Annotated in this window: 15 protein-coding genes and 1 pseudogene; 3 read left to right on the forward strand and 13 right to left on the reverse strand. The window is 68.6% G+C overall.

Going from position 1 to position 14,383, the window contains the following annotated elements:
* The 3 genes from QCN29_RS22950 to QCN29_RS22960 all read left to right on the forward strand — a co-directional run bounded on the left by QCN29_RS22950 (position 1) and on the right by QCN29_RS22960 (position 2,663).
* Complete coding sequence (locus QCN29_RS22950) at positions 1-1,740, forward strand: hypothetical protein (protein WP_279930478.1); 1,740 nt, start codon at positions 1-3, stop codon at positions 1,738-1,740.
* 41 nt (positions 1,741-1,781) lie between these two features.
* On the forward strand, positions 1,782-2,147 hold the full coding sequence (locus tag QCN29_RS22955) for a hypothetical protein (protein WP_279930480.1): 366 nt from the start codon (positions 1,782-1,784) through the stop codon (positions 2,145-2,147).
* A gap of 141 nt (positions 2,148-2,288) precedes the next feature.
* Positions 2,289-2,663 (forward strand): HU family DNA-binding protein, encoded by a 375-nt coding sequence (locus QCN29_RS22960; protein ID WP_279930541.1) that lies wholly within the window; start codon positions 2,289-2,291, stop codon positions 2,661-2,663.
* 91 nt (positions 2,664-2,754) lie between these two features.
* On the opposite strand, the gene QCN29_RS22965 is transcribed toward QCN29_RS22960, so the two are convergent.
* From QCN29_RS22965 to QCN29_RS23025, 13 genes and pseudogenes are all read right to left on the reverse strand, one after another.
* A complete protein-coding gene (locus QCN29_RS22965) occupies positions 2,755-3,009 on the reverse strand; it encodes a hypothetical protein (RefSeq protein ID WP_279930481.1) in 255 nt (84 codons plus the stop codon).
* A gap of 11 nt (positions 3,010-3,020) precedes the next feature.
* Positions 3,021-3,287 (reverse strand): hypothetical protein, encoded by a 267-nt coding sequence (locus QCN29_RS22970; protein WP_279930482.1) that lies wholly within the window; start codon positions 3,285-3,287, stop codon positions 3,021-3,023.
* 150 nt (positions 3,288-3,437) lie between these two features.
* A complete protein-coding gene (locus QCN29_RS22975; RefSeq protein ID WP_279930484.1) occupies positions 3,438-3,950 on the reverse strand; it encodes a hypothetical protein in 513 nt (170 codons plus the stop codon).
* Positions 3,943-4,350, reverse strand: a complete 408-nt coding sequence (locus QCN29_RS22980) for a hypothetical protein (RefSeq protein ID WP_279930485.1) — start codon at positions 4,348-4,350, stop codon at positions 3,943-3,945. Before QCN29_RS22980 ends, QCN29_RS22975 begins: the two co-directional genes overlap by 8 nt.
* Positions 4,351-4,600: 250 nt before the next feature.
* Positions 4,601-6,637 carry a hypothetical protein gene (locus QCN29_RS22985; protein ID WP_279930486.1) on the reverse strand — a complete coding sequence of 679 codons (2,037 nt, stop codon included), beginning with the start codon at positions 6,635-6,637 and terminating at the stop codon, positions 4,601-4,603.
* A 145-nt stretch (positions 6,638-6,782) separates the two neighbouring features.
* A complete protein-coding gene (locus QCN29_RS22990; protein ID WP_279930488.1) occupies positions 6,783-7,817 on the reverse strand; it encodes a hypothetical protein in 1,035 nt (344 codons plus the stop codon).
* Between the two features lie 139 nt (positions 7,818-7,956).
* Positions 7,957-8,712, reverse strand: coding sequence for a hypothetical protein (locus QCN29_RS22995; protein ID WP_279930489.1), 756 nt, complete (start codon positions 8,710-8,712; stop codon positions 7,957-7,959).
* Positions 8,705-9,415, reverse strand: a complete 711-nt coding sequence (locus QCN29_RS23000; RefSeq protein ID WP_279930490.1) for a hypothetical protein — start codon at positions 9,413-9,415, stop codon at positions 8,705-8,707. The genes QCN29_RS22995 and QCN29_RS23000 overlap by 8 nt, the downstream gene beginning before the upstream one ends.
* The gene (locus tag QCN29_RS23005) at positions 9,412-10,029 is read right to left on the reverse strand and encodes a hypothetical protein (protein ID WP_279930491.1); all 618 of its coding nucleotides are present in this window, start codon (positions 10,027-10,029) and stop codon (positions 9,412-9,414) included. The genes QCN29_RS23000 and QCN29_RS23005 overlap by 4 nt, the downstream gene beginning before the upstream one ends.
* Positions 10,030-10,840: 811 nt before the next feature.
* Positions 10,841-11,293 (reverse strand): helix-turn-helix domain-containing protein, encoded by a 453-nt coding sequence (locus QCN29_RS23010; protein ID WP_279930492.1) that lies wholly within the window; start codon positions 11,291-11,293, stop codon positions 10,841-10,843.
* 831 nt (positions 11,294-12,124) lie between these two features.
* A complete protein-coding gene (locus QCN29_RS23015; RefSeq protein ID WP_279930494.1) occupies positions 12,125-12,847 on the reverse strand; it encodes a hypothetical protein in 723 nt (240 codons plus the stop codon).
* Between the two features lie 40 nt (positions 12,848-12,887).
* Positions 12,888-13,205: a hypothetical protein gene (locus tag QCN29_RS23020; RefSeq protein ID WP_279930496.1), complete on the reverse strand. Its 318-nt coding sequence runs from the start codon at positions 13,203-13,205 to the stop codon at positions 12,888-12,890.
* Between the two features lie 41 nt (positions 13,206-13,246).
* A pseudogene (locus QCN29_RS23025) lies at positions 13,247-14,370 on the reverse strand (LacI family DNA-binding transcriptional regulator).
* Between the last annotated feature and the right edge of the window lie 13 nt (positions 14,371-14,383).

The raw sequence follows: 14,383 nt of genomic DNA on the forward strand, positions 1-14,383 counted from the left end.
GTGGCACAGCGCAAGGAACTGGGAACGGGACCCGCGGGCCGCCCGCGCGCGACCAAGGTGCTTCCGGTTGACGACGATCGGCAGCAGGCCGACGAACCGCAGAGCAGCGTATACGCCGACTGGGACTCGCGCTCGGACGAGCCGATCAACGCCGAGGTGATCGACGAGCCCGGACCGGAGGACGCAGACGGTTCGCGCGCTTGGCGCGAGCGGCTCCGGGACCGTGCCCGCGGGTTCTTCGGCGCGAAGACCCAGGAGCGGATGGCCGACCGCGAGCGCCTGCACGGGATCGACGTCGACCGGACCGAGGACGAGACCGAGGGCCTGGACCAGCGCGAGCAGCTGCTCAAGCTCCGGGCGGAGACACGGCTGTCCGGCGAGAAGTACATGGCCTCGCTGCGGGACTCGAAGCTGCTGGTGCCCGGCTTCAACGACGAGGAACGGACGCAGGAGCTCGGCGTCATGCACCACGTCTACATGCAGATGATGATGCAGTCGTGCCTCAAGCCGCTCTCGCGCGGAGTGAATGCCAACTCGATCATCCAGGCCGTCGGCATGGTGATGGCGATGCGGATGCTCGCCCCGGACTTCAAGAAGGAGATGGACAGCTACCTCCAGCCCCTCAAGGGCAAGATCCAGGAGCGCATCGACACCAGGACCCGCGGCATGGTCGCCTCTGCCGAGAACGGCATCGCGCACCGGCAGAGGATCTTCAAGGACGTGCCGAGCGACGCCCGGCGCGAGCGCCTCATCGGCAGCACCGATCCGCGTGACCACCTGACGAAGAAGTGGCGCAAGCGCTTCGACGCCATGCAGCACCGCGAGCGCGGCCACCGGGAGATGTTCACTCCGGACTCGGCAGCCATGACCGAGGTCGCGCTCATGGAGAACGCCTTCTGGAAGATGCGTGAGCTGGGCGCGGACGCCGGCCTGATCCGCGACAGCTACCGGGCGATGCGCAAGCGGCTGCACGAGCAGATGAACGCAGACGGCCTGGAGCGCCAGGAGGTCGTCCAGCGCGCGCGAATGATCATCGGCGAGCGGATGGAGTACGAGCCCGAGCTGCGCACGATGTTCAACGGCGTGGCCCACGGCCGGATCGTCAAGGCCCCTGCGCACGAGGAGCGGATCGCAGGATCCGACCGGGTCCGCACGGTCTGGAGCGGGGAGTTCGACGACCAGTTGGGCCAGCGTCTGCCTGAGGACGGGATGTTCACGCTGCGCCGGCCCATGGACGCGGACGCCCACCAGGCCCAGCTCGCCGAGACAATGAAGACCTCGATGCTCGACGCGCTGGGCCGCAGCGATCAGGAGGGCTACGGGGGCAACATGCTGGGCTACCTGGTCGGCTTCGCGGCACAGAAGCAGGGTCTGGACACCAGCGGGCTGCCCGACATGCTCCAGCACCGCCTGGACCAGTCCGAGGTGATGATCGCGAGCATGGACATCGACGGCCTGCCGCCCGAGGAGCAGCAGCGGGTCTACTCCAACGCCTACGTCGACGCGATGGAGGCAGTGAACGAGAAGTACCCGGATCTCGAGGCCGAGCTGAAGCGGAGCCTCGGGGAGAACTGGCAGCAGACGCTGCAGACGGCGGTCGACGACCCGGGTGCCTTCTTCGAGGAGCAGCGACTCAAGCCGCGGTCACGCCCTACGGGTCCGTCGTCCGAGCAGGAGGACAGCCCGCGGAACGACGGCCCAAACGCTGGGGCCGATGCCGAGGACTACCAGCCCGCCTGAAGGCGATCCGAGAACACGAACAAGAAGCACGGGGAAGGGCTATGAACCAGGAACAGAATGAGGGACAGCAGGTCAGGTTCGGATCGCGTTTCGCGCGGATGTTCGGCTACGTCACGCCGGAGGATCGGAGCCGATGGGAGCAGCAGCGGGCTCAGAACAAGCCGCACGTCAACGCGATCAAGCAGGGCGCGAAGTCGGCGCTGGGTTCGATGATGGAGTTCGGAGAGCGCAACATCGGTGCGAAGCTCGATGCAGCCCACCGCGTGGCGGCGCAGCAGCGGTTCGAGGAGTCCCACAACAAGGTCGTGAACCAGCGCCGCGATCCGAACACGCGGAACATCATCGAGTCGGTCGACTACGAACCCAAGGACGACCGGGAGGAGATCGATCCGGACCTGGAGCTCTAGCCGAATGGGCCACGACAGCGTTGCGAACGGCACTCGATAAGCCATCCCCTCCTTTTAGACTCGCGACTTTCTTCGATAGACTGGTTTCCAAGCGAAACCGCGACATGAAGGACGACAGGACAGGGTGTGGGTATGAGGACGATGACGAATCCGCGTGTCAGTAAGCGTGAGTTCATCTCTCGGGTCGCGACTCGCAGCGGGTCGCCAGTCCGGGTGGTGAGCAAGGTGTACGAGTCGTTGCTCGGCGAACTCACGGGCGCGGTCAGCTGCGGGGAGACGGTGGTGCTCACGGGCTTCGGCCGCTTTTACCGACAGGATCACAAGGGCCACAAGGTGCGCTTCGGCAAGAGCAATGTCGGCGACTACGTGGTGCTGAAGTTCTCCGCGTCGAGCAGCTTCAACCGCCGGCTCGGGGGTGACGAGGACGAGATCCCACCGGAGACCTGCGGGGTGATCGAGGATACCGACCAGTTCGAGAACGCCATTGAGGATCGTGCGCTACAGGCCGCATCGTAGGCAACGAGGAGCCGGCAGAAAGAGAGAACCCCCGTGATGCACAGGCATCACGGGGGTTCTCTTTATGGCGGGACGAGCCCAGTTGCGAGGCTCAGCCGTCGGCGATGGCAAAGATCAGCACGAGCACGATGACCGGGACGATGAGCACGCCGGCCCCGGCGAGGAGGTGCTCCCACCCCAGCGGTGAGTTAATCCAGCCCATGAAGTTGTTCCACAGGCCGGCGACGGTGCTCATGATCGAGGCGAAGAAGCCGGTGACCCATCCGACGATGACCGCCAGGCTGACGCCGCCGATCAGACTGAGGGCGATGATGGCACGAGCGCTCTTGAAGATGGTCCCGAACATGACGCCCCGTGCTACTTCCGGTCCTCGAAGAGCAGGTAGTACAGCCCGATGTGCGGGATGACGAGGGCCGCCAGCGCGATCCAGGCCCGCCCCGGGTCCTCAACCACCCAGCCGATGAAGTCCTCGACGGGGCCGACGTGGGCCAGTACGGGGGCGAACACGTCAGTGCGGAAGATGATGTGGAAGATGCCGTAGGCCATGCCGAGGGCGATTGCCAGTCCGATGCCGCGCCGTACGAAGAGGGCGGAACGAGGACCGATCCGCCGGCGGCGCCCCATGGCTGCACTGGACGGGGTCTCGACATCAGGACCAGTCACCTGAGCCACTGGCTCGCTGTCGTACATCGTCACCATCTCGCTCTTATCAAATCGCTATTGCTTCCATTCTACGAGAAGGCCTCAATGCTCAGCAGAGTCGCGGATTATAGGTCACCCGAACTGGAGGTCAGGCTCGCTCATGGATGGCGTGTCGAAGCTGCCGATCGAGCGCTGTCGGGGTCGTGAGGGACTCCCGATCGGCTCGCGCTGCGCGGCCAGTTCGGCGAGAGTGAAGCCCACGGGGCGACCGAGGCGCTGGCCGGCCAGGTAGTAGGCCTGCCCGTTCGCGCGTTCACCCAGGGCGATGATCTCGCGGGTGACGGGCTCGCCCGGGCGCTGCGGCGCGTGTTCCCGCCAGACCATCCGGTGCGAGGGCTTCGCATTCGGATCCGCGCCGACGTACGTGGTCTGGCAATCAGAGAGGTCGGGATAACTGGGCATGTACTCCAGCGGGTGTGTGCTCGGCGCGCCCTGCTTGATCCGGCCCAGCTGGTTGAGAGCCACACGCAGGAGCCGGTCCTCCGGTCCATGAGGGTGCATCACCGCGGCGTCGTGGAGCGTCTGGAGGTCCTGCTTGAGACCGGTCGTCGGCAGGAGGCGGATGGGAGGCTGACGCTCACTCATCACGCTTCTCCTGCTGGGCAGCACGATGCTCATCCGCCCACTGCTGACCGAGCGGGCCGAGGCTCTCGGCGAGCTCTTCGATGGTCACGCTCGCCTCGCCGGAGGCGTCGGACTCCTGGATACGGCGGGAGAGTTCGGCCTGGAAAGCAGCCTCAGCGTGGACGTGGGCCGCGTGGTCGTACTTCATGAGGCGCACGAACGCGGCGAAGGGGATGATCGCGGCCTCGGGCTTGTTGTCGTCGCCGAAGATCAGCGGCGTGATCTCGCCGCGGCGATAGAGGTTCAGCATCGTGCCGAGGTCCTCTCGCCTGAGCTGGTCGGTCGGGACGACATTGACGGAGAACTTCGGGAGCGCGGCGTCGGGAGCGCCGTTGCCGTGAGCGTTGCTGTTGTGAGTCATAGCTTCAGCCTAATCAGTCGGGAATAGCTTGTCATCGACTCTCATACGACGGTTCTAATCGAGTCGATAAGGGCGTCGAATGGTGGATCACTCCGTCTCTGAGAGGCGGGACGGGCAAGAGAAACAGGAGACCCGTGCTCCAGCCCCGCACGGTGCGGAGCCGGGGTACGGGCCCTGATGGATGGACGGTCGCGACGAGCGCCGCGGACAGAACCTCGTCATCCAGGTCGGCAGTCCCGGCCGGTAGGAGTCAGGGGCGGGCGGCCTGCTCGTCGCGGACGGCCATGGGCAGCATGGCGGCGGCCTGCGACCGGTATGCCTCCAGGGCCTTGGCGTACGTCCCGGCCGGGGTGATCCAGCCGTACCGGGCGGAGTGCAGGCGGCCGGCGCGGAACGTGTAGCCGGTCAGGCGGCCGTGCTCGGTGCGCTCGGCCTGGAACGCCTCTGCGTGCGGGTACGTACCGGCTACGCGGGCGCGGGCCTGGTCCTCGGTCATCTCGTCCGGCTGCGGGCGGTCGCACAGACCGCACAGGCGGGTGTTGGGGACGCCGTCCACGGCCTCGTCCACCTCCATGACCACGTACACGCGGCACTCCCGGCACGGCACGTCCACGCGGCGCACGCGACGGCGGTACTCCAGCCGGTCCTCGAGCGTGAAGCGGAGCGGTCCGGCGCTGATGCCATCCAGGACCAGCCACACATGGGCGTTGGTGCTCTTGTCCACCTGGAGGCCCTTGACCTCCATCGCCTGGCCGTCGACCACCACCAGGTCGCCGTCCTTGACATGGCAGGCCAGGCCCCGGGGGCGCGGCGGGTTGTAGAAGACGGCCGTGGTGTCGCGCATGGTCAGCTCCTCGCGGCTGCCACGGCCGGGGCGGCAGCTCCCCGGGCACCCCCACATGACGCCCTGCTGGCGGTCGTGCTCGGCGAGCTTGCCGGAGGACAGCAGGGGCGCGGTGTGGTCGTCATAGCCGCACAGGCCGCGCGGGCCGTCGTAGTCGGCCGGGCCGTGGAACGGCACCTCCAGGCGGCGGCGCACCTCGGCGGCAGCGGCCTGGGTCACCCGGCTGTCCGTACCCGCGTACGCCTGGGCGCGCAGGACCGCGCGGCGTCCCTGGGCCTTCCATTCCTGGTCGACCTGCTCGGCGACCTCCAGCACCTGGGTGACCGGCACACCCAGTTCGCCGGCGATCTCGGTGACCTCCACGGGCCACGCCTGGGCCACGGCGTCCCTGGCGGCGTCCAGGTCGTGGTGGAACCCGACCTTGCCGTCGCGGCGCTCGGCGTAGGGGGCCCAGGCCGCGTAACGGCCGCGGCGCATGCGGGCGCCCTCGTCGTGGACGGTGCCCAGGAAAGTGCCGCCGCGCACGACCGCCCAGCGGGCGGCGCCGTCCTCCTTGAGCTGGACGGTGTCCTGGTCCAGGGCGGCCAGCATGCGCTCCAGGACCTCGGTGGGCTCGGCGGTCACCACAGCGATGTGCTCGGCCATCGGCGCCTCGTCCAGGCCGGTGCGGCGGGCGAGGCAGGCGGACTGCTCGGCCTGCCACCGGTACTCGCTGCCGTCGCCCAGGCTGAGGACGTTGCGGGCGGACACCCAGTGATAGCGGGCGCGGGCGCCGCGGCCGGTGCGGAACGTCCAGGCGATGCGCTCGCCGTCCGGCAAGTCGACCGACTGGGAGCTGTGGGCGGTGATGTGGCTGGCCATGACGAGGGTGCGGGTGGCGACCTCGGTCACCAGCTCCTGACGGCGCGCCCGGTCGTTCTGGTCGGCGCGGTGAAGGACGTGGGGGGCGACCAGGTCGGCGCCACCGTCGTCCCAGCGCACGGCCTGGTAGGCGTAGGGGGCGGCGCCGTCCGCCATGCCGAACGTGGTGCCTGTGCGCTCGGTGTCCTTGGCGCGCATGACCACCCGGGTGCCGTCCGTGTAGTAGGTCAGCTCCGGGTCGAACGTGGTCGCGGCCGTGACGGTGTCGGCATCCAGGGGGCGCACGCGCCGCTCGATGTCGGCGACCTTGGCGGCCTGGTCGTCCTCCGCCGGGGCGGCCGGGGCCTGCTCGGCGGCGTCGGCGGCGGGGGCCTCGGTCAGGGCCGGCGGCTCGGTAGCCAGGACCTCCACGGCGCGCTTGCAGGGGCCGCACGCCTTGCGGTCGGCGGCATCCTGGGCGGTCAGCTCCCGGGACACTGGTCGACCGCAGCCGATGGTGTGGGAGTGGAACGCGTCCTTGCGGACGTAGTGCACGGCTTTGCCATTGCCGACCTGGGCTGGGGTGGTGGTGATCGCGGACATGGCGCGGTTCTCCTAGTGGGTACTGAAAGCAAAGGGGTGCAGGGCGCGCATGGTTCGTGTGGCGCGCGGGCCAGAAGCGCTGCGGCGAGGCGCCCTCGGGCGACCTCCTTAGGCCACGCGCGCCTCGCCGTTTCGGTGTTCGGGGTCAGTCGGTGAGGTCGACGGCGAGGTCCGCGCCTTCGTCGGGGCGCAGTAGCCCGGCGAGAGTGCCGAGCGCGGCGGACAGGACATCGTCGTCCAGGTCGACGGTCGCAGGCCCGCCCTCGTCCTCGTGCTTGTCCTCGTGCTTGTCCTCGTCCTCGTGCTTGTTCTCGTCTTCGTGCAGCTCCACGTCGTGGAGGCGGTAGTCGGCATGGCCCATGCCCAGCTTGGAGTCATAGGCCGCGAAGACGGCATGCGTGTAGCGGGGGCCGTCGGCCGGCGTGAGCAAGCGGACCCGGCGGGCGATCGTGTCGCGCAGGGCGGCTTCCTCGGCCTCGGCGACGGTCTCCCGCAGCTCGGTCAGCATCACCGGGCCCACGGCGTCCAGGAGTGCCCGCAGGGCGGTCTTGCGGGCCCGTGCGCGGGCGTAGTCGGTGGCGACCTGGGCGCAGCACTTCCCGCGCCAGCACACGCAGCGGTGGCAGTCGAGGCAGTTCTGTGCCCGGTCGCAGCCGCACCGGCAGTCGAAGGGGCGGCAGTGGGCACCGTGTTCCGTCTTCGGTGCGGCGGGGATGGCGGCCAGGGAGCGGGATATCTCGGTGAAGTCGCGGTTCTCGTCCACGAGATCGGCGGCCAGAACCTGACCGTCATTGCGGAGCTCCCCCGCAAGGTCATCGCAGGTCTGGCGGCGGACCACGAGGGCGTACGCCTCGACCTGCGCACCGATCAGCAGCGGGGGCAGAGGCCGGTCCGCAGGCGGCGCGGCGGCAGGCGGGGCAGCTTGCGGCCTGCCGGTGACGAGTGCCAGCGACGCCTCAATCAACTCGGGATCCGGGCGCGGGTCCTCCCGCCAGCGCAGGATCGAGCAGCCGGACACCGACCCTTCGTCGATCTCATGCAACGTCGGCTCCTGCGCCCATGCTCGGTCCTGCCAGCCGTCCGGTGGCGGCGTGGCCCCGCCGCGGTCGTTGTCAGGCCAGGTGACGCACACGGCGCGCTCGGCGATGTCGGCGGTGAACACCTTGGTCCGTTCGGTCATCGGTGTGCTCCGGGTGTGTGGTAAGTGAGTGCTGATGCTTGCTGCCCAGCCGGCGAGAGTGGCGAAGTCGTCCTCCGCCAGGGAATGAGGAGCGGGGCGCGGCATGGGTGCCGCGCCCTACCCGGCGGCGGGTGCGGTCTCACAGCAGCGTGTCCCGCTCGTCTTCCTCCCAGCGCGGCGGGCAGAGTTCGGTCAGGGCGTCAAGGGCCGCAGTCGTCTCGGGGCTGTCGCCGAGGTCGAAGGTGCACAGCTCGCTGCCGTCCTCGGCCACGAGACGGACGCCCGTGCCGTCCCAGAACGGCCCGCGCTTGCCGTCCACGGCCCAAACCCGTACCAGAAACGGCACCATGGGGTACACCGGGTGCAGGTAGGCCGGATGACGGCGGATCTTGTCGGCCAGGACTTCTTCCCACGCGGCCTCGGCGGCATCCCGCGTCTGCCGCCACCGCTGAACGAGATCCTCCGCCGTACGGCGGCGCGCCATGTGCCATAGAGCCAGGTGGACCTCTGTTCCCAGAAGGACAGGGCCCCGGGCGGCGAGCCACTCCCGGACGGTCATGGCGGGCGGTGCTTCGGCGAGCAGTTCGGCGAGGTAGCTCGTGCTTGACGGCGTGGTCGGAGGGAACTTGCGCACGACGGCGACCAGGAGCGGCACGAGGGTGTCGAACGGGCCAGCTGCGTGCTGTGTTCCGTGCAGGGAGGCGAGACGAACAGGGTCCTCCGGCAGAGTTCCGGCCTCGCCGCACCTGCGGCACGCCCACGTCCAGCCGACGACGGGAGCGTGGATGATCTGGCCGTCCTGGATGATCCAGTCGAAGCGGTCGGCCAGGCTGTGCTCGTCGGAGGCGACGAAATCGGCGTCGAACAGTCCGTCAGGCACGGTGAGTTCAGACATCGGTGGGCTCCCCTCGGCTGCTACTGGGCCCCGGCAACGCCGGGGCATCGAATGACGAGGTTTCGATGGAGGGCTCGGCACCCGTCAGCCGAACAACCTCCAGGACGTGGGCCTCGATGTCGGCGCGGGCCTGGGCGACGACCTGCTCGCCAGACTCCACAAGCGAGTCGACGGTGAACTGGGCGTTACTGCCCGCACCGGCGACGGCGTTCTCCAGTGCGCTGAGTGCTTCCTTGGTGGCCCTCACGCCCTTCTTCTCGTGGATCGCCTCGTGCAGTACCGCTGTGGCGGCCTTGACACGGGCGTACATCCGGTCGGTGACCTCGCGGACCTCCCGCAGGCTCTCGGCGGTGCAGGGCTGATGCGGGATCTCGGGCACGGCGGGATCGTGCTCGGTACGCCGGATGGTCACCGGCACGCCGCTGCCGAGACCCATGGAGGACACGAGCGAACCCCACTGGGCGAGGCTCATCTCAATCTCCACGAGCTCTCGGCCCGGGTGTACCCAGTCGTGGCTGAGGTCGCGCTTGCGCATGGCCTCGTGGACTGAGAGCGAGATGGTCTCGTTGTGGAGCAGGTCGGACTGGAACAGCGAACGACCTCCGCCACTCCTCCGCGTCACGACCGCGACGCCGAAGGCGGGGTGGATCTCATCGCCCTGCGCTGCGTCAATCACGGGGTCCTGGACAGGACGGCGGCTCATGACTGCACCACCTCGGTCGTCGGGTGGCTGCTCCGCCGTCGCGGACGGCCGAGCGCGCGGAAGCCGCGCACCAGGAAGCCGAAGACGCGGCTGCTGAGGCGCGTGGACTCCGGTAGGGCAGCCTGCTGGGCCTGGTACTCGTGGTAGAACCGCACGGCCAGGTCGATGCAGTAGCAGGTGAACAGGAAGTGGATGTCGTAGTCGCGCAGGTCCCACTCCCAGGTGTCCCCGCCGAAGGCCTCGGAGTTCTCGTGCAGCCACTCGCGCGCCTCGTGCTCGGACCCGGCGTACAGCCGGGCCTCGTCGAGGATCTCGGCAACGCGCTCGGCCGGCGATCGCTCGGCCATGGGCACATCGGCGAGTTCGGACCAGTCGAATTCGGCGTCGAGCTTCTCGAACTGTTCGTCCGAGAGGTCGTCGGTTGCCCAGAGTTCGGCTTCGCTGAATTCCTTCTTCCAGTACGCCTGGAGGTGATCCTGCATGGCGGCTTCGTCCAAGCCGCGCAGCTCGTACAGCTTGCGCAGGAGCATGAGCTGCTGTTCGCGGAAGTGCTGGGCTTCGTTGCCGAGCTCCTCGTGCTCGCCGAGGCTGTCCTTGACGTGCCGCAGGAACACAATCCTGGTCGTACTTCTTCACCTCGTGCGAACGGCCGCCGCAGAGCTTCTCGGCCCAGTAGTGCACGTCGATGCTCGGCGCGCCGTCGGAGTAGTAGTCGCGGTTCCACTTGGAGATGTCGAAGAAGCCGATCATGTCCAGTTCGCGGGTGAACATGTAGCCGTCGGCGATGTCGCCGGAGGTGGCCAGGTGCCCCGGCCAGGTGGTGATGTCCCAGGACCACGTGCGCGTGCCGGGTTTCTGGATCCTCAGATGGCGGTAGAGACCGTCATCGTGGAGCACCACGAGCTGGTGCTCGGCGGTTTCGCCCAGGAAGTCCGTGTAGGCGTGGGCGTAGGGGTTGGTCGTCTTGGCCATGATGAGTGTGCTGCGCTTTCTCTGACGTGCGGTGGGATGTTGTGGGGAGACGGCGAGCACGACGGCATGACGAAGCCGGGGCCTCCGTGGAACGGAGACCCCGGCTTGCCGTACGGGACTCAGCTGACCAGCACCCTCTGCTTCTCCTGGGCCGGGAGCGTGGCGAGGACGGCGTCGGCCGCTTCCTTCGCGGGGTGCCGAGCGGCATCTCGCGCTCGTACCCGTGGCCCCAGGAGAAGTCCTGGAACTCCGCGGTGTCGGTGAGCGTGGTCGCCTCGATGGGATACGAGCCGTCCGGGAGCCAGACGTTCACAGTGGCGCTGTGGAACTGGCAGCCGCCGCACCATGCCCGCCGGCGCAGCGGCTGGGTACTCGTCGTCGGGCCGCCGGATTTCGACGAGGTGGACCGGGTGTCCGGTGCTGTCTGCGGGCGCCCGGTGCGAGAGAGGGGTGTCAACGGTCGTCATCCAGGGGCTCCAGGACGTCGGCCGCCGTGATGTCGCCCCGGATCAGCAGGAGGGCGACAGCGTGGGCCCGGTCGTGCGTGCCGGTCTTCTTGTAGATGCGCCTCAGGTGGGTCTTGATCGTGTCCTCGGAGAGGCACAGGTCCACGCCGGTCTTCACGTTGGACATGCCACGCGCCACGCGGACGATGACCTGCTTCTCGCGGCCGGTGAGCGGGTGCGTCAGCGAGGGCGGGATCATCCCCAGGTCGCGCAGGTGGCCGCGCCTGCCCCGGTGGAACGCCGCCTCCAAGTGGGGCATGACGGCCCGCAGGTAGGTAGCGACGACGCTGCGCTGCGACAGCCAGGCCGCCCGCGTCTTCTCTGTGGCGTCGGCCAGGTCGTGGGTCAGTTCCTCGCGCCAGGTCGGGGAGCGCGTCTCGGTGGGTTGGGCTAAGGACATATCAGCGCTCCTTGCGCTTACGAAACTTCGAGAATTGCTGGCCGCGCGGAGCACCGGGTCGGCCAGGGCCTGGGCCGCCTCGGGGCGGCAGCTGGGACACTGACGCGTCGTCTGGTGGGTGACGGGCTGGCCGTCCCGGGTACGGGGTCGGCCGTCGGCACCAGCTCGGGTCCTGCTCGTCGGTGTCGATCCAGCCCGCTACGCACGGAGGCTCGTGCGTGCACCTGCACTCGGCCCACGGGCACGGTGCCCGGCCAGCCGAAGTGGTGCTCTGCGGGCGGCGAGGCCGCTGGATGCCGGGCCGTGGACGTAGTGGGGGCGTCGCTCGAACGTCGGCGGCCCTTCCAGCTCCTACCGCAAGGTGCCGAGCGTCACGGGCTTGCCCGCCTCGGCGAGGGCCTTGAGAGCACGGGTGATGCGCGGTTCGTCGTAGTCCGCCTGAATGGCGCGCGTGGCCATCGAGCAAACGCCGTGGAAGCTGTGCAGCGGTTACTTGTCGCAGAGGCCTTTGGCGACCTTCGTGGCGCGCTGGCTCACAGTCGGCATGCTGCCGCAATGGGCGGCAAAACCCGAAGAGTTCTCTTTGTGGTTGCCGTCTTTATCTTTGAGCGCCGGATCTTCAGGCGCTGGTGGCTCGCCCTGAAGCAGCTCCGGGTCATCTCACACGACTTGCTCGTGCCGGGAGATGCCCTTGCCGGTGCGCTCCCTGGTCCGCTTCAGGTAGCCGAACTCCTCCAACGGCGGCCTGGGTGGTCTCGTATCCGGCCTCTTCGAGGTGGTACTTGAGCTGGTTGACCAGGTGCTGCAGGTCGTGGGTCGTGCCGGTCACTGTCAGCCCTCGATCTCCTCTTCGTCGACCTCGTCGACCCCTTCGTTGATGTACGCCGAGAGGAACTCGCTCGACAGCGGGTCGAAGCCGTACCGCTCTGACCAGCGCTTGAGGTACTCGACGGGCTCAGCGTTGCCGGGTTCGTCACGCACCTTGCCGATGGCCTCGGCGATCCACTTGAGGGTGTCCGTGCCGGGCCACTCCGGCGAGGTGCCCAGGCCGAGCGCGATCGCGTCGACCACGTCGGTGTCAGTGAGGGGCGTGTGATCCCCGCTACCGTTCGCGCGGGAGAGCGGCTGCTCGTAGTCCGGGATGAAGCCCATGGCGAGGAGCACGCTCTCGGGCAGCTTGTAGGCGTCCCAGATCGCTTGGGTCGCGTTCGTGGGGTTGTCGCCGTTGGAGGGCCCGCCGGAGATGTAGATTCTGTAGTCGGCGACCGTGAGGAATGTCGTCTCCCGGGAGTCGAGGGCCTCTTCGAGGTTGTTGATGATGACGAGACCGGCACACCGGGCGTACTCGATGAGCACTTCGCCGTTCTCGTCGACGAGGTCGGACTCGCCGTCCAGATCCGGCAGCAGCTCCTCCAGTTCAGCCTCAGGCTCGTCGAAGGTGAAGAGCGAGACGTCTGTGATCTCTTCGAGCAGCTGACGGCCTCGGTCGAAGTTCGGCGGTTCGGTGCTTTCGGCCGGGAAGGCGATGGTGGCGGTGAGCATGCTCGCGCCCATGATGATCTGCTCCTTCAGGATGGGGAATTAGTGGGTCGGATCAGTCCTGGATCCAGCCGAGGAGGTCGTCGACGTCCTGGTCGCAGCTGGTTTTGATCGCCTGGCGCAGGGTCGCGCCGGGGTTCTCGAGGTAGTGCAGCGCGGCGCTGTCGATGAGGTTGGCCGCGTCACGTACCTGCTCGTTCCTGGGCGCGAGATCTCTCACGTCGTTGGAGGCTCGGCTCACGACGTCGCTGATGCGCTCCTGGAAGAAGGTCTTCGCGCTGGTGGAGCCGTCGATGCCTTCGCTGAGGGACCATCCGGCGGCCGCCCGCGCACCACCGCTCGCGGGGCGATCGGGTGGCAGCCCGCGGGCCACCGCTCGCGCGGGCCTTGGGCCTGTCGGTGACCGCCCGTGCCCTACCCCTCCTCCGGCGACCGCGGCGGGCTTACTGTCGTGCGCGGCGCACGTCGCTGGGACGAGGTACGCACGATCAGCTCGGTCGGTATCACCTGCTCGACCGTCTGCTCCGACTCCAGCCCTTCGATAGCGTCGATGAGGAGTTGGACCCCCGCCGTGCCGATACGGCGCGGCTTCAGGGAGAGCGTGGTGATGGGCGGCTCGGTGTTGGCGTACACGGTGGACTCGCTGCAGCAGACCAGCAGCAGGTCGTCCGGTACGCGCAGTCCGTAGCGCCGGGCGGCGGCGAGCAGGTCGGTGCCGTTCGGGTCGAACAGGCCGTAGACGGCGTCGGGGCGGTCGGGGCGGGCGAGCACCGGTCGGCGGCGACGGCGCCCGCGCACGGGTCGTGCGCCGGGTATGCCTCGTACACCGGATCCTGGCCGACCCGCTCGCACCAGCGCAGGTATGCGGTGGTCGACAAGTGCGTGTAGGTGTCGGTCGACGTCCCCGTCAACAGGCCGATGCGTCGGGCGCCGGCGTCGGCCAGGTGGTCGAGGATGCCGAGTACGGCGGCCTCGTGGTCGTTGTCGACCCAGGCCGTGACCGGCAGCGATCCGGCCGGGCGGCCGTCGGAGACCACCGGCAGTCCCAGCCGGACCAGTTCGCTGACGACCGGGTCCTGGTCGGACGGGTCGATCACCACGGTCCCGTCCAGCGCGACGTTCGACCACACGTCGTGGCGCGAGGTCGCCGGGAGGATGACCAGCGCGTAGCCGCGGGCGAGCGCGGCCGAGGTGGCGGCCCGCGCCATCTCGGCGAAGTACGCGAACTCGGTGAAGGTGAAAGGTTCATCACCGTACGTCGTCACCGTCAGGCCGATGAGACCGGACTTGCCGGTACGGAGGGTTCGGGCCGCGGCCGACGGGCGATAGCCCAGCCGGTCGGCGACCTCGCGGACATGGCGTCGGGTGGCGTCCGGGAGCCGGCCCTTGCCGTTGAGGGCGTCGGAGACGGTCGTGATGGAGACCCCGGCGGCGGCGGCAACATCTCTGATGCCCGCACGACCCGGCCGGCTGCCTCGACGTGAGGTTTCCGCGCGGCTCACCTGATGCTTCCCTGCGTGCGGGTCGTCCGAGGCCATGAGTTTGCTCCTG

The organism is Streptomyces chengmaiensis (assembly GCF_029846775.1).
In the GTDB taxonomy this organism is placed as follows: Bacteria; Actinomycetota; Actinomycetes; order Streptomycetales; family Streptomycetaceae; genus Streptomyces; species Streptomyces chengmaiensis.

Excerpts from the sequence above, each read along its gene's own strand:
- QCN29_RS22975 (WP_279930484.1), bottom strand. The coding sequence starts at position 3,950 with ATGAGTGAGCGTCAGCCTCCCATCCGCCTCCTGCCGACGACCGGTCTC.
- QCN29_RS23010 (WP_279930492.1), bottom strand. The coding sequence starts at position 11,293 with ATGTCCTTAGCCCAACCCACCGAGACGCGCTCCCCGACCTGGCGCGAG.
- QCN29_RS22990 (WP_279930488.1), bottom strand. The coding sequence starts at position 7,817 with ATGACCGAACGGACCAAGGTGTTCACCGCCGACATCGCCGAGCGCGCC.
- QCN29_RS22955 (WP_279930480.1), top strand. The coding sequence starts at position 1,782 with ATGAACCAGGAACAGAATGAGGGACAGCAGGTCAGGTTCGGATCGCGT.
- QCN29_RS22965 (WP_279930481.1), bottom strand. The coding sequence starts at position 3,009 with ATGTTCGGGACCATCTTCAAGAGCGCTCGTGCCATCATCGCCCTCAGT.
- QCN29_RS22970 (WP_279930482.1), bottom strand. The coding sequence starts at position 3,287 with ATGGGGCGCCGCCGGCGGATCGGTCCTCGTTCCGCCCTCTTCGTACGG.
- QCN29_RS22985 (WP_279930486.1), bottom strand. The coding sequence starts at position 6,637 with ATGTCCGCGATCACCACCACCCCAGCCCAGGTCGGCAATGGCAAAGCC.
- QCN29_RS22960 (WP_279930541.1), top strand. The coding sequence starts at position 2,289 with ATGACGAATCCGCGTGTCAGTAAGCGTGAGTTCATCTCTCGGGTCGCG.
- QCN29_RS23015 (WP_279930494.1), bottom strand. The coding sequence starts at position 12,847 with ATGGGCGCGAGCATGCTCACCGCCACCATCGCCTTCCCGGCCGAAAGC.
- QCN29_RS22995 (WP_279930489.1), bottom strand. The coding sequence starts at position 8,712 with ATGTCTGAACTCACCGTGCCTGACGGACTGTTCGACGCCGATTTCGTC.
- QCN29_RS23000 (WP_279930490.1), bottom strand. The coding sequence starts at position 9,415 with ATGAGCCGCCGTCCTGTCCAGGACCCCGTGATTGACGCAGCGCAGGGC.
- QCN29_RS22980 (WP_279930485.1), bottom strand. The coding sequence starts at position 4,350 with ATGACTCACAACAGCAACGCTCACGGCAACGGCGCTCCCGACGCCGCG.